Raw genomic sequence first — 22795 nt, forward strand, 5'->3', positions numbered from 1 at the left:
ATGGCGGCTGCGCCTTATCAAGCCTACACCGTACCTGTAGGCCTGGTAAGCGTAGCGCCACCGGGCATGGCTCTCCGGTACGGCTTATTCAATCAATTTTAATAACGGCGACAGGCACAACAATATTCCATATAACAGAATAAGCCAGGTTTTCAGGCCGCGTAATTTTTCCAGTTGCGCTACTTTATAAATCAGGAAAAAGGGAATAATACACGCGACAATGCCATAAAGCGGACTGCCTAACTGGAAAAAGACCAATACTGAGACGCGAAACGAAACCCAAATAACCAGAGTCACCACGATAAAGATACAGATTCCAGATGTCAGTAACAGTGGGTTGACGTTTTTGACATCCATAATACGACTCAATACATTCAGCACAATACCTTTAAGCGCTTCATGAAAACCTAAATAAATACCAAAGAACGCGGTAAGTACGGCAAAAATATTGAGGATGGTAGAGGTAATGTGGATGATATGGCCAGGGATTACCTGAGCTGCCAGCGCAAGGGCGGAAATATTCTGCTCGAACGCTGATACCGCCTCTTCATGGCTAATCGAAAAGGTAAACGAGAACGAGAAAAAGAGAATAATGGCAATCAGCGTAATATAGCTAATGCGATGCGTGCGAATCGCCATCCGGGTGGCCAGCACACGGTCAGGTTCGCGCTTACGATAGGCGATGTTCATTGGGTTTAGCACCTGAATGAAGACCGCAGAAAAGAAGCAAAATGGGATAGTGAGCAGTACGTCGCGAAAGAAAACCGATGCGGCGGGAAAGGCGGAAATATTATCAAGATTCCAGTGTGGGATCATCGCGAAACCGAATATCAGAATGATCCCGACTTTTACCACTACCATCGGGCCGGAAATTTTAAATAATAACTTTTCCCCGCCGGAGGCAATCGCCACCAGCACGGCGAAAATCGCGACTTTATAGATAATAGACTGCGAAAGATCGGCCTCAGTAAGGCCGAAGGTTTTGATATAGGAGGCGCTATCAAACACCACCGACAGGGAATAAATAAACACCCCATGGATAATCATAAGAAAATAGATTACACCGAGAAAAATGCCCCAGTTTTTGCCAAGATAGTGACTGATAATATCCGTATAATCGTCACAGGTTTCGCTTTCAGATAACGTTTTTAGATAAATATCCTGCACAATATAGGTAGCGGGATAGGCGATGATAAAAGCGGTAATAAATACCCAGATCCCCTTGAGACCGATTTGCACTGGCATTAAGACGGTACCGGCGCCGATCGCCATACCGATACACAAGAGCACCCAGCCAAAATCATATTTTGTAAACGGTAATCTCGTTGAAAGCGGTGTGGTCGTAGCGTTACTGTTATTTAATGGTAATGTGTCGTCCTGCATAGAGCCCCCTGCCCAAAATATACGCAGCTCTCTCATAAAGAATGCTGCCTATAACCAGGCTATAGTGCCTTGATACCCGATGCGGCAAACCGATGACAGCGGTTCGCCGAGCAATCGTCAGAATGCTGCTTTTCTGCTGGCGCGTTCAAGGTCATGAATAATATCGTCGGGATCTTCAGGTCCCGCTGAAAGACGGATAAGTTCGTCGGTAATACCTGCTTTTAGCCATTCCTCTGGCGCAACAGGCGAATATGTCATAGACGCAGGATGCTGAACGAGGGTTTCGGTATCACCGGGACTGGCCGCGAGGAGGCATAATTTACAGAATTGAGCGGCTGACTGCCAGCCTCAGAAATGCTGAATGTATTCTGGCAAATAAAAGTAATCGTCTGCGAAGCGTCACGCAGATTGCACGTTAGCGCCGTGCCGGGACGGGGATTTTGCCGTAATATCAGCAGCAAGCCGGGTTTACCCGGTGAGGCGCAATGTTGCGGGGGCTTGATCCCCGGCGGCATAGGTTGCTGGATAGAGAAAACCCCCGCACGTTGACTGGTATAAACCTGGCAACCTGACGGGGGCTAACTTGAACCTCAACACATCAAGGATAGCCGCGAACGGTTGCCATTGCAACAAGGCGGCTATATGACGCTTACGCAGTTGGGCGTGGCCTTCTGGCACGATCTGGCGGCGCCGATCATTGCTGGCATTATCGCCAGTGTGATCGTCAACTGGCTACGTGACAGGAAGTAACGCGTTTTGAGCGTCTGTCCGCCGTAATGGCAACATGCGCCCGAACCAGGCCGCAGGGGAAACCTTGTGGCCTTTTTCGGTTTACTGCGGGTAAGGCACCCAGTCGCCGCCATTCAGACGAACGTAGGGCTTACCCTGGTACTGAATCACCACCGCATTAGCGTTTTCTGAAACCTGCGCGGTTTGCGGCAGATTGCTGGTCAGCTTGTTCCAGTTCACACTGTCTTCGGTAAAGAGCTTACCGTCCACGGCGCGTACGACCAGTTCGGAAATCGCCAGGTAGCTGCTCGGCTGGTTAATATCAATCGGCGCGCCCTCATGCGGGGCTTTCATGCCAAAAAATTTCACGCCCGCCGGGACGTTGGTGATGGAGGGGCTGGGAATATCGCGCAGGCCTGAGATCTGCATTCTGTCGCCCTTCAGCGCGCCGCCGTGCTCCGGTACGACCACCACCATCACCTTACGCCCGGATTTCTCCAGTTCGGTAAAGAAGGCGTCCAGTTCATCGAACAGTTTCTGCGCGCGGATTTTATAATCCGCCGTTTTGCTGACGCCGGGGAAGTGGTTGCCATCGTGCAGCGGCAGCAGGTTAAAGAAAGTCGCGGAGCGGGAATTGGCTTCACGTTCTTCCCCTGTTAACCAGCGGTTCAGGACCGCCAGATCGTCATATACCGGCGAGCCGTCGAATGACAGCAGGGCGGTTGGCAGGCCGGACTGGTTCATCAGTTCGCTCTGCATACCGCCGTTTTCGCGAACTTCTTTCAGGAAGCCGCCAAATTCACCGTTATGATCCATCATCAGATGCTGAGTAAAGCCCAGCTTCGCCAGATTATCAAACAGATAACATTCGTTATCGGCTGGTTGATAAAGTCGGGTATGCGAAGGTTGACCACAGCTGGCGCGCAGCAGACGAATGGCCGCCGGGCCGCTGTAAGACGTACCGGAATTAAAGTGTTTAAACAAAATGTCAAAGTGCGACCATAGCGGATGTGACATCAGGCCTGCCGCTTCGACATCCGACCAGGAGAGCGAACAAATATTGATGACCAATAGGTCGAACGGCTGCGCATCAGGCGGAAGCTGCGCCGGGAACGTCGTTTTCCGCTTTTCTTCCGCGGCATAGAAGGTGTTCAACCAGGCGTTCAGATTCGCGGTCGTCGGCGGCGCGGTTTGCGCAGGCATATCGCCGATGACCGGCTTATCGCCCGCTGTCGCGACGGTAGCGGCTGCATTACCGCCAGTCGTCGTCACCGTATCGGTTGGCTGGCCTGCCGGCCACAGCGTAAAAACCGGGCTGGTTAATGTCAGGACATTCAGCCATACCATGATGGCGACCACAAACACCGTGACCCGAATCCACTGTGATAAAAAAAGCCAGGCAACCAGCAGTACGAAGATGGCGCCGATCATTTGCCAGTTAATAAAACGGGCGATCAGATCGAGCAGATAACCGGAGCTGAATTCCGCCACCTGCGTCCCCTGACTCATAATGCTTTGCGGGCCGGGTAGCCAGGTATCATGCCAGAACAGCGCGAAGCCGACGGGAATGGCAATCCAGTGGCGCAACCGGTGAAGGCGATACTTTGGTATTGGCATGAGCAGAAACGCCATGAATACCAGATTCAGTAAAGGATGAAAATTCAGATAGCCTGCCCACAGCAGGCCAAACTTGACCAGAAAATAGAAGTTCCAGCCGGAAAGACCGCGCCAGTATTGCCAGAGCGGAGAAGGCATTGATGGAGTTTGAGTATGCTGAGTCATTTTTTGTCTGCCTTGACTTTCGTAGCGCGGCGCAGAGTTCCGGCTGGTTTTACATAACGAGGTTTGGCAAATAGCAGCCGGGTTGTATCACTGATACGGCGTAGCGAATGACGCGCCAGATACCCCAGCGGAAAGAAAATCAGCGCGCAAAAAAGAATAATTTGCACGATATCGCTGATGGTCATCATGATGCACGCTCCGCGGTGTCGTCGAGCAGTCGCAGGGGTTCAGGAATACGACGCCAGATGCGGCCATCGTGTTCGGCATTTATTACCGGGTCGGCGCGTTTTGCCAGCGGTAGCGGCGTTCCCCACAGTTCCGGCGACAATAAGCGCATCTGCACCAGCTCGGCGCTGATTTGTTTATCTTCGAACCAGACCATACGATTAGAGAAAATATCGCCCGTCGGCAAAGGGAAAATATGGTTTAACGCGGTATCCAGATCGTTGACCCGGCAGAATGATAAAAACAGCACCAGACGGTTGCCGCCGATGGTCATAATATCGCCGGTTCGGTTTGGCCGACATAATGTCAACGCCTGCTCAACCCGAATGCCCGGCACCGGGCGCAGCGCGACCAGAACGCCTTTCCCGTCGGCGGGGAGCAGGGTGTTGCTCATCATCGTATGGATGGCATCGCAGAAGGTATCCCACGGCTGAAAACCGCGCAGTTTCAACGGCTGCGTCATCGACAGTAGCGTGGTGATGTCTTCCGGTACGTAACGGCTGAACTGCTGCCCCTGCACGCTTTCAATAAGCGTCAGACAGCGTGAAAGCGGGGCGTTCCAGGGAATGATCATATTCGCGCCGCAGCCCAGCAGCAGGCGCTCATCGGTGGCGCGCAAACTGGCGATATTTTCGCGCACGACAATTTTCAGCGCGCTTCCCCGCTGGCGCCGCAAAGTATGAATGCGACGAGCAAGCGGCTCGATTTGGTTGTTCTGTGTAAGCGAAAAAATAATTGTCGCGGCCTGCGCCGTGCGCGCGTCGTTGAATAGCGCTTCGTTATTGTCGAAAAGCGTCCAGTGTTCCGAGAGCGGCGGCGCGCCTTCAAGGACGGCGACGTGGCTAAGAATGCGTTTTTCGTCGCTACGCGGCTGAATTGCCGTCTCCTCCTGATGGGATAGCGTCCAGCGTTCGTCCTGCTGACACAGCAATAACTGCTGTCGGGCGCTGACGCCTTTTTCGTTACACCAGAAGGCAATATCGAACAAATGTTGGTCGCCCTGAAAACGTAAACTGGCGAGGCCAAAAAGTGAGCGATACTCGCCCATCAACAACGAGGACTGTTTATCGCTATTATTACAAGGGTTAATAACCAACAATGAACAGTGATGAAAACGAGTCCATTTATTCATTTTTTCCAGCCATTTATGCAGGCTTTCTGACGTTATATTCCGCCACGTGTTATTTGCACAAATAAGAATGAAAAAGTAATGCGTCGGGTTAACAGAACAAAGCAAATCGTGGGGCAAAGAGTATAGCCCTTTTTCTGAATCCGGCATGGTAAATAAGCGGATTTTCTCCGGACCGTGAGATTCATCTAATTTGATTACTTTGCCAGGATCGCCTTCCATGCCGATGACGGCGACATTTGCATTCTCCGTTTGTGACGCAATCGTTTGATTCACCAGGCTGATGGCATCTTGCTGGCGATCGGCGTTAACCCACCAGACGCCGCCGGTTGGCATATGGCGCAGTTCATCCCATAATGATGAGATGCCGAGAGAAAATACGGGGTCCACAGTGTCCCTCATGTCACTATTTTAACTGTTTATCAGTTTACTAGCGAAAGCACAGAAATAAACCTAACATTGAAATTAAAACGCATCAGATTTAGCATGTGAATCAATTTGCCCGGCAGGATGCCCTGTAACTCTGCGCTTTGCATTTTTACACATTATAAATGATGTCACGGAAAGATGAAAAATGCGCGTTCTCCCGTATTGACGACGGGGCGTAATGCTGCCAGTGAGAAATATTTAAAAAGGAGCAACCAGAATGTATAACAATGAACCTGGCGCTCAGTCTGATCCAACGTTGGGCTACACTTTTCAAAATGATTTTCTGGCATTAAGCCAGGCGTTTTCACTACCCGAAATAGATTATACCGATATTTCCCAACGCGAACAGTTGGCGGCGGCGATTAAAAGATGGCCACTCCTGGCTGAATTTGCGCAACCACATTCATTAAGGAAGCCATGAATGGCGATTCTGGGACTGCAGGGCGTGCGCGGCGGGGTGGGAACCACATCTCTCACCGCAGCACTCGCCTGGGCGTTACAAATCTTAGGGGAAAATGTCCTGGTGATTGACGCCAGCCCCGATAACCTGCTGCGCATGTCGTTTAACGTCGACTTCGTCCATCAGGGCGGTTGGGCGCGATCGTTGCTGGACGGCCAGGACTGGCGCGATGCCGGATTACGTTATACCTCACAGCTTGATCTACTGCCGTTTGGACAGCTCACCGCGCAAGAGCGGGAAAATCCGCAGGCCTGGCAGGAGACGCTGGGAGAGATCGGATCGGCTATCCAGGCGCTGAAAGCGAGCGGGCGTTATAGCTGGATTTTACTGGACTTGCCCTACGGCGCGTCACCGCTGACAGGGCAGCTGGTGAGCCTCTGCGACCATACGCTGGCGATAGCCCAGGTTGACGCTAACTGCCATATTCGCCTTCATCAGCAGGCGTTGCCTGCCGGGGCGCATATTCTGATCAATGACTTACGCATTGGCAGTCAGTTACAGGACGATCTGTACCAGGTCTGGCTGCAAAGCCAGCGCCGGTTGCTGCCTATTGTGATCCATCGCGATGAGGCGATGGCGGAGTGCATGGCGTCGAAACAGCCGTTAGGCGAATATCGCAGCGATTCGTTAGCCGCCGAAGAGGTGTTAACGCTGGCGAACTGGTGCCTGCTGCATGATGCGGGCGACAAAACGTCCGCCGGGAGCCTGCGATGAGCGCCCTTTCCCGGTGGCTGCTTATCCCGCCGGTTAGCGCGCGCTTGAGCGAGCGCTATCAGGGTTACCGCCGCCACGGCGCGTCGCCGTTTAGCGCAGCGCTCGGCTGCCTGTGGACGATTCTGGCGTGGATAGTGTTTCCGCTTGAGCATCCGCGCTGGCAGCGTATTCGCGACGGGCATAAAGCGCTTTATCCGCATATTAACGCCGCCCGCCCGCGCCCGCTGGACCCGGCCCGTTACCTCATTCAGACCCTCTGGCTGGTGATGATCTCGTCGGCTAAAGAACGTCATGAACCGCGCTGGCGGTCATTTGCGCGCCTGAAGGACGTTCGTGGACGTTACCATCAATGGATGGATACCTTACCGGAACGGGTGCGCCAAAAGACAACGCATCTGGAAAAGGAAAAAGAGCTGGGACATCTTAGCAACGGCGCCCGGCGTTTTATTCTGGGCGTTATCGTGACCTTTTCACTGATACTGGCGCTGATCTGTATTACGCAGCCATTTAACCCGCTATCGCAATTTATCTTTCTGCTGTTGCTGTGGGGCGTTGCGCTGTTGGTACGACGTATGCCGGGACGCTTTTCCGCGCTGATGCTCATCGTGCTGTCGCTAACGGTCTCCTGTCGTTATATCTGGTGGCGCTATACCTCGACGCTAAATTGGGACGACCCGGTCAGTCTGGTGTGCGGACTGATTCTGCTGTTTGCGGAAACCTACGCCTGGATTGTGCTGGTGCTGGGGTACTTCCAGGTGGTGTGGCCGTTAAATCGTCAACCGGTGCCGTTGCCGAAAGAGATGTCGCAGTGGCCGACGGTGGATATTTTTGTACCGACCTATAACGAAGACCTTAATGTGGTCAAAAATACCATTTACGCTTCGCTTGGCATTGACTGGCCGAAGGACAAGCTGAATATCTGGATCCTTGATGACGGCGGGCGTGAATCATTTCGTCATTTTGCCCGACATGTTGGCGTGCATTACATTGCCCGCGCCACGCATGAACACGCCAAAGCCGGCAACATCAACAATGCGCTAAAACACGCGAAAGGCGAGTTTGTGGCGATCTTCGATTGCGACCATGTGCCGACGCGCTCGTTTCTGCAAATGACAATGGGCTGGTTCCTGAAAGAAAAACAGCTGGCGATGATGCAGACGCCGCATCATTTCTTCTCCCCGGACCCGTTTGAGCGCAACCTGGGACGTTTTCGTAAAACGCCTAACGAAGGCACGCTGTTTTACGGACTGGTGCAGGACGGTAACGATATGTGGGACGCCACTTTCTTTTGCGGATCGTGCGCGGTGATTCGCCGTAAGCCGCTGGATGAGATTGGCGGTATCGCCGTTGAGACGGTGACGGAAGATGCGCATACATCGCTCCGGCTGCACCGGCGAGGTTATACCTCAGCGTATATGCGCATTCCGCAGGCGGCGGGGCTGGCGACGGAAAGCCTGTCGGCGCATATCGGGCAGCGTATTCGTTGGGCGCGGGGCATGGTGCAAATTTTCCGCCTCGATAACCCTCTGTTTGGTAAAGGCTTAAAACTGGCGCAGCGGCTGTGCTACCTCAACGCGATGTTCCATTTCTTGTCCGGCATTCCGCGCCTGATCTTTCTGACCGCGCCGCTGGCTTTTCTGCTGCTGCACGCCTATATCATTTATGCGCCTGCGTTGATGATTGCGCTATTTGTGATACCGCACATGGTCCACGCCAGCCTGACTAACTCGAAGATTCAGGGCAAGTATCGTCACTCTTTCTGGAGTGAAATCTATGAAACGGTACTGGCATGGTATATCGCACCGCCGACTCTGGTCGCGTTGATCAATCCGCACAAAGGGAAATTTAACGTCACGGCGAAAGGCGGGCTGGTGGAAGAGAAGTACGTCGACTGGGTAATCTCGCGTCCGTATATCTTCCTTGTCTTGCTTAACCTGCTCGGCGTGGCGGCGGGCGTATGGCGATACTATTACGGGCCGGAAAATGAAACGCTGACCGTCATCGTTAGCCTGGTGTGGGTCTTCTATAACCTGGTCATTCTCGGCGGCGCGGTTGCGGTTTCGGTAGAGAGTAAACAGGTCAGGCGCGCGCATCGGGTCGAGATTGCCATGCCGGGGGCCATCGCCCGCGAAGATGGACATTTGTTCTCCTGTACCGTACATGACTTCTCCGACGGCGGGTTAGGCATCAAGATCAACGGTCAGGCGCAGGTGCTGGAAGGGCAGAAAGTGAATCTGTTGCTTAAACGCGGGCAGCAGGAATATGTCTTTCCAACGCAGGTGGTGCGCGTAACGGGCAATGAGGTCGGGCTACAACTGATGCCGCTCACCACCAAACAACATATTGATTTTGTGCAGTGTACCTTCGCGCGCGCCGATACGTGGGCGCTTTGGCAAGATAGCTTCCCGGAAGATAAACCGCTGGAAAGCTTGCTGGATATTCTGAAGCTGGGCTTCCGCGGATATCGCCACCTCGCGGAGTTCGCGCCGCCTTCAGTAAAAGTAATTTTCCGATCGTTGACGGCGTTAATTGCCTGGATTGTATCGTTTATTCCGCGTCGCCCGGAGCGGCAAGCGGCGATACAGCCGTCGGATCGGGTTATGGCTCAGGCTCAACAATGATGATAATGCGATGAAAAGAAAATTGTCCTGGATTTGTGCGGCGGTAATAGGATTAAGCGCGTTTCCTGCTTTTATGACGGCGGCGGCGCCTGCGATGCCGCCATTGATAAATGCTGAACCCACCGAGCCTGCGCCGTCGCCCGCAACTGAGGCGTCCGTCGTGGCGCAGACCGCGCCTTCGCGCGAGGTCAAGTTGATCTTTGCGCAAATCGCGCCGCCGCCGGGCAGTATGGCGCTGCGTGGCGTTAACCCTAACGGCGGCATTGAATTTGGTATGCGCAGCGATGAAGTGGCGTCGAAAGCGGTGCTGAATCTGGAATATACGCCCTCGCCGTCGCTCCTGCCGGTTCAGTCGCAGCTCAAGGTTTATCTCAATGATGAACTGATGGGCGTACTGCCGGTGACAAAAGAGCAGTTGGGGAAAAAGACGCTGGCGCAGGTACCTATCAATCCGCTATTTATCACCGATTTTAACCGGGTGCGGCTGGAGTTTGTCGGCCACTATCGCGACGTGTGTGAAAACCCGGCCAGCAGTACTCTGTGGTTAGACATCGGGCGAAATAGCGCCCTGGATCTGACCTATAACATGCTGGCGGTGAATAACGATCTGTCCCACTTCCCGGTGCCGTTTTTTGATCCGCGGGATAACCGTCCGGTGACGTTGCCGATAGTGTTTGCTGATATGCCTGATCTGGCGCAGCAGCAGGCGGCTTCTATTGTCGCGTCCTGGTTTGGATCGCGGGCGGGCTGGCGCGGTCAGCGTTTCCCGGTGTTGTATAATCATCTGCCGGATCGCAATGCGATCGTGTTCGCCACCAACGATCGACGCCCCGATTTCCTGCGCGATCATCCTGCGGTTAACGCGCCGGTTATCGAGATGATGAGCCATCCGGATAATCCGTATGTGAAGTTGCTGGTTGTGTTTGGTCGAGATGATAAAGACCTGTTGCAGGCGGCAAAAGGTATCGCGCAAGGGAATATTCTCTTCCGTGGTTCCAGCGTGGTGGTCAACGATGTAAAACCGCTGCTGGCGCGCAAACCGTATGATGCGCCGAACTGGGTGCGTACCGATCGCCCGGTCACTTTTGGCGAGCTGAAAACCTATGAAGAGCAGCTCCAGTCGAGTGGGCTGGAGCCGGCACCCATCAATGTTTCTTTGAATCTGCCGCCGGACCTCTATTTGCTGCGTAGCAACGGTATTGATATGGATCTCAACTACCGTTATACCTCGCCGCCGACCAAAGACAGTTCACGGCTGGACATCAGTCTGAATAACCAGTTCCTGCAAGCCTTTAGCCTTAACAGTACGCAGGAAACTAATCGACTCTTGTTGCGCTTGCCGGTACTTCAGGGACTGCTGGATGGTAAAACGGATGTGTCTATTCCGGCGCTCAAACTGGGGGCGATGAACCAACTACGTTTTGACTTCCGCTACATGAATCCGATGCCGGGCGGGTCGGTGGACAACTGTATTACCTTCCAGCCAGTACCGAATCATGTGGTGATAGGGGATGACTCCACTATCGATTTTTCGAAATATTACCACTTTATCGCGATGCCGGATTTACGCGCGTTCGCCAATGCGGGTTTCCCGTTCAGCCGGATGGCCGACCTGTCTGACACGCTGGCGGTGATGCCGAAGACCCCAACCGAAGCGCAAATGGAAACGCTGCTGAATACGGTCGGCGCCATTGGCGGGCAGACCGGTTTCCCGGCAATTAATCTGACAATCACCGATGATAGCGCTCAGATAGCCGACAAAGACGCCGATCTGCTGATTATTGGCGCTATTCCGGGCAAGCTAAAAGACGATAAGCGTATCGATCTGTTGGTGCAGGCGACACAAAGCTGGGTAAAAACCCCGATGCGGCAGACCGCTTTCCCGTCGATTATGCCGGATGAGGCCGATCGCGCGGCGGATGCGCAGTCCACCGTCACCGCCAGCGGCCCGATGGCGGCGGTGGTGGGCTTCCAGTCGCCGTTTAACGATCAGCGCAGCGTGATTGCTCTGCTGGCTGACAGCCCGCGCGGCTACCAGCTACTGAACGACGCTGTGAACGACAGCGGTAAACGCGCCGCGATGTTTGGTTCCGTGGCGGTGATCCGCGAGTCCGGCGTTCACAGTCTGCGCGTTGGCGATATCTATTACGTCGGACATCTGCCGTGGTTTGAGCGGCTGTGGTATGCGCTGGCGAATCACCCGGTGCTGCTGGCGGTACTGGCGGCCCTCAGTGTGGTATTACTGGCGTGGGTATTGTGGCGTCTGCTACGTATTCTCAGTCGCCGTCGTCTCGACCCTGACCATGAGTAACGCATGATGACTATGCTGCGCGGATGGATAACGATGATCGTCATGCTGACGGCAATAAATGCGCAGGCGGCCTGTAGCTGGCCTGCGTGGGAACAGTTCAAGAAAGATTACATTAGCCAGCAGGGACGCGTTATCGATCCGGGCGATGCGCGAAAAATTACCACCTCCGAAGGGCAAAGCTACGCCATGTTCTTTGCCCTGGCAGCGAACGATCGACCGGCGTTCGCGCAACTGTTTAACTGGACGCAAAACAATCTGGCGCAGGGATCGCTGCGTGAACATCTGCCCGCCTGGCTGTGGGGGCAAAAAGATCCCGACACCTGGTCGGTGCTGGACAGCAACTCCGCGTCCGACGGCGATATCTGGATGTCATGGTCGCTGCTGGAGGCCGGTCGTCTGTGGAAAGAGACGCGTTATACCGAGGTGGGCACGGCGTTGCTAAAACGCATCGCTCGCGAAGAGGTCGTGAATGTGCCGGGGCTGGGCTCAATGCTGCTACCTGGCAAAATCGGCTTTGCCGAGGCGAATAGCTGGCGTTTTAACCCAAGCTATCTGCCGCCGCAGTTGGCGCAATACTTTAGCCGTTTTGGCGCGCCGTGGTCGACGCTACGGGAAACCAATTTGCGGCTTTTGCTGGAAACCGCGCCGAAAGGTTTCTCGCCGGACTGGGTGCGTTATGAAAGCAAGCAAGGCTGGCAGTTGAAAGCGGAAAAGACGCTGATCAGTAGCTACGATGCGATTCGCGTCTATTTATGGGCGGGAATGATGCATGATGGCGATCCGCAAAAAGCGCGTTTACTGGCGCGATTTAAACCGATGGCGACGTTAACGATGAAAAACGGCGTTCCACCGGAGAAAGTGGATGTCGTCAGCGGGAATGCGCAAGGGACGGGGCCGGTCGGGTTTTCCGCCGCTTTACTGCCTTTCCTGCAAAATCGCGACGCCCAGGCCGTGCAGCGACAGCGGGTCGCAGACCATTTTCCTGGCAGCGATGCCTATTACAACTATGTGCTGACTCTCTTTGGACAAGGCTGGGATCAGCACCGTTTTCGCTTCACCGTCAAAGGTGAATTATTACCTGACTGGGGCCAGGAATGCGTAAGTTCACGTTAAGTCTCATGCACGCTTTTTTGCCGGCTGGCGGTCGAAACGCCTTACCTGGCAAAAGGGGTGTTTCTCGGGCATTGTTGGGTTTATCGCTTGGTATGGCGCTAACACCGCTTGCCGGCGCAGCGACCTCCGCGCAGCAACAGTTGCTGGAGCAGGTTCGGCTGGGCGAGGCCACGCACCGTGAGGACTTAGTCCGTCAGTCGCTCTATCGCCTGGAGCTGATCGACCCCAATGATCCACAGGTTATCGCTGCCCGTTTCCGCTATTTGTTGCGCCAGGGGGATAGCGACGGGGCGCAGAAGCTACTTGACCGGCTGGCGCAACTGGCGCCGGAGTCGACGGCGTATCAATCTTCCCGCACCGCGATGCTGCTCTCCACGCCGCAAGGACGCCAGTCTTTGCAGGAGGCGCGTTTACTGGCGACGACCGGCCATACTGAACAAGCGATCGCCAGCTACGACAAGCTGTTTAAAGGTTATCCGCCGGAGGGCGAACTGGCGGTCGAATACTGGACGACCGTGGCGAAATTGCCCGCCCGCCGTCACGAAGCGATTAACCAGCTACAGAAAATCAATGCCGTCAGTCCGGGTAATAACGCTCTGCAAAATGCGCTGGCGCAACTGTTGTTCGCCAGCGGGCGGCGCGATGAGGGATTCGCGGTGCTAAAACAGATGGCGAAATCCAGTACGGGACGCAGCGCGGCCTCCGCCATCTGGTACCAGCAGATAAAAGATCTCCCGGTGAGCGACGCCAGCGTAAAAGCGTTGCAAGACTATCTGACGCAGTTTAGCGAAGGCGATAGCGTGTCTGCCGCCCGCGCCCAGCTTAGCGAGCAGCAGAAACAGTTAGCCGATCCGGCGTTCCGCGCGCGCTCGCAGGGCATCGCGGCGGTTAATGCCGGAGAAGGCGGTAAGGCCATTGCGCAATTGCAGCAGGCGGTGAGCGCCCGGCAGGACGACAGCGAGGCGGTCGGTGCGCTGGGGCAGGCATACTCACAGCGTGGCGATCGCGCCCGCGCCGTCGCGCAGTTTGAAAAGGCGCTGGCGATGGCGCCGCACAGCAGCAGCCGCGATAAGTGGGAGAGTCTGCTGAAGGTCAATCGCTACTGGCTGTTAATTCAGCAGGGCGACGCGGCCTTAAAAGCGAATAATCTGGCCCAGGCGGAGCGTTTCTATCAGCAGGCGCGAGCGGTGGATAACACCGACAGCTACGCGGTGCTGGGGCTGGGGGATGTGGCGATGGCGCGCAAAGATAATGCCACCGCCGAACGTTATTATCAGCAGACGCTGCGTATGGATAGCGGTAATACCAATGCTGTACGCGGGCTGGCGAATCTTTATCGCCAGCAGTCGCCGCAAAAAGCCGCCGCGTTTATCGCTTCTCTTTCCGCCAGCCAGCGGCGCAGTATCGACGATATCGAACGCAGTCTGGAAAATGACCGTCTGGCGCAGCAGGCGGAAACGCTGGAAAGCGAGGGCAAATGGGCGCAGGCCGCAGAACTGCACCGTCGTCGGCTGGCATTAGATCCGGGGAGCGTGTGGGTGACGTACCGACTGTCACGCGATCTGTGGCAGGCCGGGCAGCACGCCCAGGCCGATGCGCAAATGCGCTCTCTGGCGCAGCAGAAGCCAAACGATCCGGAACAGGTCTATGCTTATGGGCTCTATCTTTCCGGCAGCGATCGGGACCGGGCGGCGCTGGCGCATCTCAATACCCTACCGACCAGCCAGTGGAACAGCAATATTCAGGAGCTGGCGGGCCGATTGCAAAGTAACCAGGTGCTGGAAAGCGCTAACCGCTTGCGCGATAGCGGCAAAGAACGCGAAGCGGAAGCGTTGTTACGTCAGCAGCCGCCCTCTACGCGCATTGCGTTAACGTTGGCGGACTGGGCGCAGCAGCGTGGCGATAATGCGGCGGCCCGCGCCGCTTATGACGCCGTTCTGGCGCGGGAACCGGGTAATGTCGATGCCATGCTGGGGCGGGTGGAAATCGACATCGCACAGGGCGATAACGCCGCGGCGCGCGCTCAACTGGCGGCGCTGCCTGCGTCGCAAATCACCTCTATTAACATGCAGCGCCGCGTCGCGCTGGCGCAGCTCCAGCTTGGCGATATCACGGCGGCGGCGCGGACCTTCAACCGCATTACGCCGCAGGCAAAAGCACAGCCGCCATCAATGGAAAGCGCGATGGTATTGCGTGACGCCGCCGCTTTTCAGGCGCAAACGGGCGAGCCGCAGCGGGCGCTGGAGACCTACAAAGAGGCAATGGTCGCCGCGGCGATTACGCCGGTTCGTCCCCAGGATAACGATACCTTTACCCGCCTGACACGCAATGATGAAAAAGATGACTGGCTAAAACGCGGCGTGCGTAGCGATGCGGCGGAGTTGTACCGTCAGCAGGATCTTAATGTCACGTTGGCGCACGATTATTGGGGGTCGAGCGGGACTGGCGGCTACTCCGATCTGAAGGCGCATACCACGATGCTTCAGGTGGATGCGCCCTGGTCGGACGGACGGGCGTTCTTTCGTACTGATATGGTGAATATGGATGTTGGCCGTTTCTCTACGGATGCGGACGGAAAATACGATAATAACTGGGGTACCTGTACGCTGGAGAAATGCAGCGGACATCGTAGCCAGGCCGATACGGGCGCGAGCGTGGCGGTCGGCTGGCAGAATGAGACCTGGCGCTGGGATATCGGCACGACGCCGATGGGCTTTAATGTCGTTGATGTGGTCGGTGGCGTCAGCTATAGCGACGATATCGGGCCGTTGGGTTATACCCTGAACGCGCATCGTCGGCCGATCTCCAGCTCACTGCTGGCGTTTGGCGGGCAAAAGGACGCCAGCAGCAATACCGGCACCAAATGGGGCGGCGTGCGGGCCAACGGCGGCGGCGTCAGTCTCAGCTATGATAAAGGCGAAGCAAACGGTGTCTGGGCGTCGCTCAGCGGCGACCAGTTGAGCGGTAAAAATGTGGAAGATAACTGGCGCGTGCGCTGGATGACCGGTTATTACTATAAGGTGATTAACGAGAATAACCGCCGCGTTACCGTCGGGCTGAATAACATGATCTGGCATTACGACAAAGATTTGAGCGGTTATTCACTGGGTCAGGGCGGTTATTATAGCCCGCAGGAATACCTGTCGTTTGCGGTGCCGGTGATGTGGCGGCAGCGTACGGAAAACTGGTCGTGGGAGCTGGGCGGCTCGGTATCCTGGTCGCACTCCCGCAACCGTACCATGCCGCGTTATCCGCTGATGAATTTGATTCCGGCGGATTATCAGGAGGATGCGCGTGACCAGACCAACGGCGGCGGCAGCAGTCAGGGATTTGGCTATACCGCGCGGGCGCTCATTGAACGCCGGGTCACTGCCAACTGGTTTGTGGGTACGGCTGTCGATATTCAGCAGGCGAAAGACTATACCCCCAGTCATCTGCTGCTGTATGTCCGTTATTCCGCGGCGGGCTGGCAGGGGGATATGGATTTACCGCCGCAGCCTCTGGTGCCTTACGCTGACTGGTAATCATTGCGTCAGGCCTACGAATTGACAGGCGTCGTAGGCCTGAGAAGCGCAGCGCCATCAGACGCTATCATTAACCGTTATTCAGAAAAGTCCTTTTCAGATACAGCCTCTCTTAATGCCGCTGCAATCGGGTATACTCAGGCGGCAGTCCGGGATATCCAGGGAGAGTCAATTTGCGCGTCAGCCGCTCGTTAACAATTAAACAGATGGCAATGGTTGCGGCCGTTGTCATGGTGTTTGTTTTTGTCTTTTGCACCGTTTTGTTGTTCCATCTGGTACAGCAGAACCGCTACAACACGGCTACGCAACTGGAAAGCATCGCGCGATCTGTTCGGGAACCTCTTTCTTCCGCGATTTTAAAAGCGGATCTCCCCGGCGCGGAAACCATTCTGGAAAGTATTAAACCTGCGGGCGTGGTGAGTCGCGCCGATGTGGTATTGCCGAATCAGTTCCAGGCGTTGCGTAAGCGCTTCATTCCTGAACGCCCCGTCCCGGTTATGGTGACGCGTCTCTTCGAACTGCCGGTACAAATTTCTTTACCGGTTTATTCTCTGGAGCGTCCCGCCAATCCGCAACCGCTGGCCTACCTTGTATTGCAGGCGGATTCGTACCGTATGTACAAGTTCGTCATGAGCGCGCTCTCTACGTTAGTGACCATTTACTTACTTCTATCGCTGATCCTGACGGTGGCCATCGCCTGGTGCGTAAACCGCCTGATTGTGCATCCGCTGCGCAAAATCGCCCGCGAGCTGAACGACATTCCGCAGCAGGAGCTGATCGGACATCAGCTGGCGTTGCCGCGTCTGCATCAGGATGATGAAATTGGGATGCTGGTGCGCAGCTATAACCTCAACCAGCAGCTTATGCAGCGTCAACGCGAGGAGCAAACGGACAACGCGATGCGTTTTCCGGTTTCCGAGCTGCCCAATAAAGCCTTTTTAATGGCGCTGCTGGAACAGGTTATCACCCGCCAACAGACCACCGCGCTTATCATCGTGACGTGCGAAACGTTGCGTGACACGGCAGGCGTGCTGCAAGAAACGCAGCGGGAGATTCTATTACTGACGCTGGTTGAGAAGCTGAAGTCGGTGCTGGCGCCGCGCATGGTGCTTACGCAGGTCAGCGGGTATGACTTTGCCATTATCGCCCACGGCGTTAAAGAGCCGTGGCACGCCATCACATTAGGTCAGCAAATACTCACTATCATTAATGAACGACTGCCCATCCAGGGTATTCAACTGCGCCCAAGCTGCAGTATTGGCATTGCGATGTATTATGGCGATCTGACCGCCGAAGAGCTCTATGGTCGCGCCGTCTCCGCCGCGTTTACCGCGCGCCGAAAAGGTAAAAATCAGATCCAGTTCTTTGACCCGGCACAGATGGAGGCCGCTCAACAGCGCCTTACCGAAGAGAGCGATATCCTTACCGCGCTGGATAACCATCAGTTTGCCATTTGGCTGCAGCCGCAGGTCGAGATGCGCAGCGGCAACGTATTAAGCGCCGAAGCCTTGTTACGTATGCAACAGCCGGACGGTAGCTGGGAATTGCCGGAGGGGCTGATTGAGCGCATTGAATCCTGCGGCCTGATGGTCACGGTGGGCCATTGGGTGCTGGAAGAGTCCTGCCGCCAGCTTGCCGCCTGGCAGGAGCGCGGCGTGACATTGCCGCTCTCCGTCAATCTTTCCGCGTTACAGCTCATGCACCCTGGCATGGTGTCGGATCTGCTGGAATTGTTAAATCGCTATCGTATTCAACCGGGTACGCTGATTCTTGAGGTCACTGAAAGCCGCCGTATCGACGATCCACACGCTGCCGTCGCTATCTTACGTCCGTTACGTAATGCTGGCGTGCGTATCGCACTGGATGATTTTGGCATGGGTTACGCGGGGCTGCGCCAGTTACAGCATATGAAGTCGCTACCGGTCGATATCCTTAAAATTGATAAAATGTTTGTCGATGGGTTACCGGATGATCACAGTATGGTGACGGCGATTATCCTGATGGCCCGCAGTCTTAATTTACAATTGATTGCCGAGGGCGTGGAGAACGAGGCGCAACGCGCGTGGCTGGAACAGGCGGGAGTCAACGTCGCGCAAGGCTTCCTGTTTGCTCGGCCCGTTCCCGCGGATATCTTTGAAGAGCGGTATCTGTCGCACGAAAATCCTGATTACAAAAGTTAAAAAAGGTCGCGCTTGTGCGAGCCAGCTCAAACTTTTTAACATTTTTGTTTCAATTATGATCCTGGCGCATTTCTGTCATGTTGTGTGGGTGTTATTTTAAGGCCGCAGGTTACTCATAACCTTACAAGACCTGTGGTTTTTACTTCAAGGACACCCTATGAAAACCTCTCTGTTCAAAAGTCTTTATTTTCAGGTCCTGACAGCAATCGCCATTGGTATTCTCCTTGGCCATTACTATCCTGAACTGGGCGCACAAATGAAACCGCTTGGCGACGCGTTCGTTAAGCTCATTAAGATGATCATCGCTCCTGTCATTTTCTGTACTGTCGTGACGGGCATCGCAGGCATGGAAAGCATGAAAGCGGTGGGCCGTACCGGCGCGGTCGCGCTGCTTTACTTTGAAATTGTCAGTACGATTGCGCTGATTATCGGTCTTATCATCGTCAACGTTGTGCAACCTGGCGCCGGGATGAACGTCGATCCGGCAACGCTGGATGCGCAGGCGGTGGCCGTTTATGCCGCACAAGCCAAGGAGCAGGGCATTATTGCCTTCCTGATGGATGTCATACCGGGCAGCGTGATCGGCGCGTTTGCCAGCGGCAACATTCTGCAGGTCTTACTGTTTGCGGTGTTGTTTGGTTTTGCGCTGCACCGTTTGGGCAGCAAAGGCCAGCTCATTTTCAATGTGATTGAGAGTTTTTCGCAGGTCATTTTCGGCATCATCAATATGATCATGCGCCTGGCGCCGATTGGCGCATTCGGCGCGATGGCCTTCACCATCGGTAAATACGGCGTCGGTTCTCTGGTGCAACTGGGGCAGCTCATTATCTGCTTCTATATCACCTGTATTCTCTTCGTGGTGGTGGTGCTGGGGACGATTGCACGGGTAACGGGCTTTAGCATTTTTAAATTTATTCGCTATATCCGGGAAGAATTACTCATTGTGCTCGGCACCTCCTCTTCCGAGTCAGCGTTGCCGCGTATGCTCGATAAGATGGAAAAACTGGGGTGCCGTAAATCGGTGGTGGGGCTGGTGATCCCGACGGGGTATTCGTTCAACCTTGATGGCACCTCTATTTACCTGACGATGGCGGCGGTGTTTATCGCCCAGGCGACCAACAGCCATATGGATATCTTCCACCAGATCACGCTGCTGGTCGTGCTGCTGCTATCGTCAAAAGGCGCCGCGGGCGTGACCGGAAGCGGCTTTATCGTGCTGGCGGCCACTATCTCCGCCGTAGGTCATTTGCCGGTGGCGGGACTGGCGTTAATCCTCGGTATCGACCGCTTTATGTCCGAAGCGCGCGCGCTGACTAACCTGGTGGGTAACGGCGTGGCGACGGTGGTGGTTGCCAAATGGGTGAAAGAGTTAGATCACCAAAAGCTGGACGATGTGCTTAATAATCGTGCGCCGGATGGCAAAACGCACGAAATTTCCTCCTAATCTCGCCACTTATGCCCGTAGTCCCTTCCAGGACTGCGGGTGTTTGCGCATAATTGACCCCTGCGCCCAAAGCATACAGCATGATGCTTAGGGATTATTTCACTTCTTCCGTGACATTTTTAGGTTCTCGCGGTCTAACACGAAGTGTTTTTACGTCATATTCAGGCATCCCTGCCGGGGCTGTCTTTTTATTACCAGGATTGTTGATCAGGGGTTCACATGCAGGGCACAAAAATTCGACTCTTAGCGGGCAGTCTGTTGATGTTGGCCTCTGCCGGCTATGTGCAGGCAGATGCGCTCCAGCCCGATCCGGCATGGCAACAGGGGACGCTGGCTAATGGGTTACAGTGGCAAGTGTTGGCTACGCCTCAGCGCCCCAGCGATCGTATTGAAGTTCGTCTCCAGGTTAATACCGGTTCGCTCACCGAAAGTACGCAACAGAGCGGGTTCAGCCATGCGATTCCCCGTATCGCGCTAACGCAAAGCGGTGGTCTGGATGCCGCACAGGCACGTTCTTTATGGCAGCAAGGGTTTGATCCGAAACGTCCCATGCCGCCCGTTATTGTTTCTTATGATTCCACGCTCTATAACCTCAGTTTACCCAATAACCGTAACGATCTGTTGAAAGAAGCGCTGACCTATCTGGCTAACGTCTCCGGTAAATTAACCATTACGCCAGAGACGGTGAATCATGCGTTAAGCAGCGAAGATATGGTTGCGACGTGGCCAGCAGATACTAAAGAGGGCTGGTGGCGTTATCGGCTGAAAGGGTCGGCGTTATTGGGGCACGATCCCGCGGAACCGTTAAAGCAGCCGGTAGACGCAGCCAAAATTCAGGCTTTCTATGAAAAATGGTACACCCCGGATGCCATGACGCTGATTGTTGTCGGCAACATTGATGCGCGCTCCGTCGCCGAGCAGATCAATAAAACGTTCGGTACGCTGAAAGGTAAACGCGAAACGCCCGCCCCGGTGCCGACGCTTTCGCCGCTGCGGGCGGAATCAGTGAGCATTATGACCGATGCGGTGCGCCAGGATCGTCTCTCCATTATGTGGGATACGCCGTGGCAACCGATTCGCGAATCGGCGGCGCTGTTGCGCTACTGGCAGGCGGATCTGGCGCGCGAAGCGCTGTTCTGGCATATCCAGCAAGAGCTTACTAAAAATAACGCGAAAGATATTGGTCTGGGGTTTGACTGCCGGGTTCTGTTTCTGCGCGCGCAGTGCGCCATCAACATTGAATCACCTAATGATAAGCTCAATACCAATTTGAGCCTGGTGGCGAATGAACTGGCGAAAGTACGCGACAAAGGTTTGTCGGAAGAGGAGTTTACTGCGCTGGTGGCGCAGAAAAATCTCGAATTGCAAAAGCTGTTCGCGACCTACGCGCGTACCGATACTGACATTTTGACTGGACAGCGAATGCGCTCGCTGCAGAATCAAGTGGTGGATATCGCGCCGGAGCAGTATCAGAAGCTGCGCCAGAATTTCCTCAACAGCCTGACCGTCGATATGCTCAATCAGAATCTACGTCAGCAGCTATCGCAGGAGATGGCATTAATTTTGCTGCAACCGCAAGGCGAGCCGGAATTTAATATGAAGGCGTTAAAGGCGACGTGGGATGAAATCATGGTCCCGACAACTGCCGCCGCTGTTGAAGCAGATGAGGCGCATCCGGAAGTGACGGAAACACCGGCGGCACAGTAAGCTGCCGCCTGTCGGCCCGGTAAGCGCAGCGCCACCGGGCAAGAGCGAATGACTTACTGCGGCATCGCGTCGTGCGGAATAATGGCCCCACGGTACTGAATCACCGTGCTGGCCGTCAGGTGTCCGCGCTTCGCGGCATCCGTCGCGCTGCCGCCCGTCAAACGAACGGCCAGATAACCGGCGCTGAAGGAGTCGCCTGCGGCAGTGGTGTCTATCACTTTCTCTTTCGGCAGTTTGACTGCCGGAACGTCAATGAGCGCCTCGCCCTGAATCGAGACCAGGCAAGAGTCCGCCCCGCGTTTTACCACCACTTCCTGTACGCCTGCCGCATGGGTGCGGGCAATGACCTCTTCCACCGGTTGCTGACCCCATAGCGCGTCTTCATCGTCCAGTGTCAGGAAGGCGATATCAGTACATTCCAGCATCTTTTGATAGACCTGCTGCGTTTCTTCGCGACTTGTCCATAAACGCGGGCGATAGTTATTATCAAAAATGACTTTCCCGCCGTTGGCCCGACATTCACGCAATAAAGACAGCAGCTTATCACGGCTGGTCGGGCTTAAAATCGCGAGGCTAATGCCGCTCAGGTAGAGATAATCGAAGGTCGCCAGCATCTCGCAGATAGCCGCTGACTGCTCGCTCTCCAGCCAGAATTTCGCTGCCGCTTCGTTACGCCAGTAGTAGAAGGTACGCTCGCCAGTGTCATCGGTTTCGATGTAATAGAGGCCTGGCAGGCGATTTTCCATCCGCTGCGTTAGCGAGGTATCCACATTTTCATGCTGCCACGCCTCCAGCATCTGTTGGCTGAAACTGTCGGTACCCAGCGCCGTCACATAGTGAACGGCCAGAGCGGCAGAATCGACCTGACGGGCAATATAAACGGAGGTATTCAGCGTGTCGCCGCCGAAGCCGCGCTGAACATCAGCGCCTTTCTGCGACAGCTCAATCATGCATTCGCCAATCACGGCAATCTTTTTAGACATAGTCGTGAACCTGATCTGTAAAAATTAGCGTTAGTGTGCGCTGTGGATGTTTAGTGGTCAA

15 protein-coding genes and 1 pseudogene are annotated in these 22795 nt (G+C 54.9%); 10 read left to right on the forward strand and 6 right to left on the reverse strand.

Annotation, left to right across the window (positions count from 1 at the left end; all coding sequences use genetic code 11):
• Window positions 1-84: 84 nt before the first annotated feature.
• A complete protein-coding gene (locus NA330_RS16450) occupies window positions 85-1383 on the reverse strand; it encodes an aromatic amino acid transport family protein (protein ID WP_023241876.1) in 1299 nt (432 codons plus the stop codon).
• A gap of 117 nt (window positions 1384-1500) precedes the next feature.
• Window positions 1501-1653 (reverse strand): annotated as a pseudogene (locus NA330_RS16455) (PLP-dependent transferase); the annotation flags it as partial.
• Between the two features lie 372 nt (window positions 1654-2025).
• Here NA330_RS16455 and NA330_RS16460 point away from each other — a divergent pair.
• Complete coding sequence (locus NA330_RS16460) at window positions 2026-2133, forward strand: type I toxin-antitoxin system toxin Ldr family protein (RefSeq protein ID WP_001537650.1); 108 nt, start codon at window positions 2026-2028, stop codon at window positions 2131-2133.
• 81 nt (window positions 2134-2214) lie between these two features.
• Here NA330_RS16460 and bcsG read toward each other — a convergent pair whose 3' ends face one another.
• From bcsG to bcsE, 3 genes are read right to left on the reverse strand one after another with little or no spacing between them, the layout of a single operon-like run.
• Window positions 2215-3894 (reverse strand): cellulose biosynthesis protein BcsG, encoded by a 1680-nt coding sequence (bcsG, locus tag NA330_RS16465; protein ID WP_023241877.1) that lies wholly within the window; start codon window positions 3892-3894, stop codon window positions 2215-2217.
• Window positions 3891-4082, reverse strand: coding sequence for a cellulose biosynthesis protein BcsF (bcsF, locus tag NA330_RS16470; RefSeq protein ID WP_000988321.1), 192 nt, complete (start codon window positions 4080-4082; stop codon window positions 3891-3893). Before bcsF ends, bcsG begins: the two co-directional genes overlap by 4 nt.
• Window positions 4079-5650, reverse strand: coding sequence for a cellulose biosynthesis c-di-GMP-binding protein BcsE (gene bcsE, locus NA330_RS16475; RefSeq protein ID WP_001205771.1), 1572 nt, complete (start codon window positions 5648-5650; stop codon window positions 4079-4081). Before bcsE ends, bcsF begins: the two co-directional genes overlap by 4 nt.
• A gap of 244 nt (window positions 5651-5894) precedes the next feature.
• On the opposite strand from bcsE, the gene bcsR reads away from it, so the two are divergent.
• The 9 genes from bcsR to NA330_RS16520 all read left to right on the forward strand — a co-directional run bounded on the left by bcsR (window position 5895) and on the right by NA330_RS16520 (window position 21751).
• Window positions 5895-6098, forward strand: coding sequence for a cellulose biosynthesis protein BcsR (gene bcsR, locus NA330_RS16480; protein ID WP_000282616.1), 204 nt, complete (start codon window positions 5895-5897; stop codon window positions 6096-6098).
• Window positions 6099-6851, forward strand: coding sequence for a cellulose biosynthesis protein BcsQ (gene bcsQ, locus NA330_RS16485; RefSeq protein WP_000996115.1), 753 nt, complete (start codon window positions 6099-6101; stop codon window positions 6849-6851).
• Window positions 6848-9472: a UDP-forming cellulose synthase catalytic subunit gene (gene bcsA / locus NA330_RS16490; protein ID WP_023193899.1), complete on the forward strand. Its 2625-nt coding sequence runs from the start codon at window positions 6848-6850 to the stop codon at window positions 9470-9472. The genes bcsQ and bcsA overlap by 4 nt, the downstream gene beginning before the upstream one ends.
• 10 nt (window positions 9473-9482) lie before the next feature.
• Window positions 9483-11783 (forward strand): cellulose biosynthesis cyclic di-GMP-binding regulatory protein BcsB, encoded by a 2301-nt coding sequence (gene bcsB / locus NA330_RS16495; RefSeq protein ID WP_023241878.1) that lies wholly within the window; start codon window positions 9483-9485, stop codon window positions 11781-11783.
• A 3-nt stretch (window positions 11784-11786) separates the two neighbouring features.
• Window positions 11787-12896, forward strand: coding sequence for a cellulose synthase complex periplasmic endoglucanase BcsZ (gene bcsZ / locus NA330_RS16500; protein ID WP_024149236.1), 1110 nt, complete (start codon window positions 11787-11789; stop codon window positions 12894-12896).
• On the forward strand, window positions 12878-16420 hold the full coding sequence (bcsC, locus tag NA330_RS16505; RefSeq protein WP_023241880.1) for a cellulose synthase complex outer membrane protein BcsC: 3543 nt from the start codon (window positions 12878-12880) through the stop codon (window positions 16418-16420). Before bcsZ ends, bcsC begins: the two co-directional genes overlap by 19 nt.
• Window positions 16421-16593: 173 nt before the next feature.
• Window positions 16594-18600: a biofilm formation regulator HmsP gene (gene hmsP, locus NA330_RS16510; RefSeq protein ID WP_001266361.1), complete on the forward strand. Its 2007-nt coding sequence runs from the start codon at window positions 16594-16596 to the stop codon at window positions 18598-18600.
• A gap of 157 nt (window positions 18601-18757) precedes the next feature.
• Window positions 18758-20044, forward strand: a complete 1287-nt coding sequence (gene dctA / locus NA330_RS16515) for a C4-dicarboxylate transporter DctC (protein WP_000858228.1) — start codon at window positions 18758-18760, stop codon at window positions 20042-20044.
• Window positions 20045-20263: 219 nt separating this feature from the next.
• Window positions 20264-21751: a M16 family metallopeptidase gene (locus tag NA330_RS16520; protein WP_001163182.1), complete on the forward strand. Its 1488-nt coding sequence runs from the start codon at window positions 20264-20266 to the stop codon at window positions 21749-21751.
• 53 nt (window positions 21752-21804) lie between these two features.
• Here NA330_RS16520 and NA330_RS16525 read toward each other — a convergent pair whose 3' ends face one another.
• A complete protein-coding gene (locus NA330_RS16525; RefSeq protein WP_023181742.1) occupies window positions 21805-22734 on the reverse strand; it encodes a sugar kinase in 930 nt (309 codons plus the stop codon).
• Window positions 22735-22795 lie beyond the last annotated feature (61 nt).

Origin of the sequence: Salmonella sp. NW722 (assembly GCF_051702785.1) — a bacterium.
In the GTDB taxonomy this organism is placed as follows: domain Bacteria; phylum Pseudomonadota; class Gammaproteobacteria; order Enterobacterales; family Enterobacteriaceae; genus Salmonella; species Salmonella enterica.

Excerpts from the sequence above, each read along its gene's own strand:
- NA330_RS16450 (WP_023241876.1), bottom strand. The coding sequence starts at position 1,383 with ATGCAGGACGACACATTACCATTAAATAACAGTAACGCTACGACCACA.
- NA330_RS16460 (WP_001537650.1), top strand. The coding sequence starts at position 2,026 with ATGACGCTTACGCAGTTGGGCGTGGCCTTCTGGCACGATCTGGCGGCG.
- bcsG (WP_023241877.1), bottom strand. The coding sequence starts at position 3,894 with ATGACTCAGCATACTCAAACTCCATCAATGCCTTCTCCGCTCTGGCAA.
- bcsF (WP_000988321.1), bottom strand. The coding sequence starts at position 4,082 with ATGATGACCATCAGCGATATCGTGCAAATTATTCTTTTTTGCGCGCTG.
- bcsE (WP_001205771.1), bottom strand. The coding sequence starts at position 5,650 with ATGAGGGACACTGTGGACCCCGTATTTTCTCTCGGCATCTCATCATTA.
- bcsR (WP_000282616.1), top strand. The coding sequence starts at position 5,895 with ATGTATAACAATGAACCTGGCGCTCAGTCTGATCCAACGTTGGGCTAC.
- bcsQ (WP_000996115.1), top strand. The coding sequence starts at position 6,099 with ATGGCGATTCTGGGACTGCAGGGCGTGCGCGGCGGGGTGGGAACCACA.
- bcsA (WP_023193899.1), top strand. The coding sequence starts at position 6,848 with ATGAGCGCCCTTTCCCGGTGGCTGCTTATCCCGCCGGTTAGCGCGCGC.
- bcsB (WP_023241878.1), top strand. The coding sequence starts at position 9,483 with ATGAAAAGAAAATTGTCCTGGATTTGTGCGGCGGTAATAGGATTAAGC.
- bcsZ (WP_024149236.1), top strand. The coding sequence starts at position 11,787 with ATGATGACTATGCTGCGCGGATGGATAACGATGATCGTCATGCTGACG.
- bcsC (WP_023241880.1), top strand. The coding sequence starts at position 12,878 with ATGCGTAAGTTCACGTTAAGTCTCATGCACGCTTTTTTGCCGGCTGGC.
- dctA (WP_000858228.1), top strand. The coding sequence starts at position 18,758 with ATGAAAACCTCTCTGTTCAAAAGTCTTTATTTTCAGGTCCTGACAGCA.
- NA330_RS16520 (WP_001163182.1), top strand. The coding sequence starts at position 20,264 with ATGCAGGGCACAAAAATTCGACTCTTAGCGGGCAGTCTGTTGATGTTG.
- NA330_RS16525 (WP_023181742.1), bottom strand. The coding sequence starts at position 22,734 with ATGTCTAAAAAGATTGCCGTGATTGGCGAATGCATGATTGAGCTGTCG.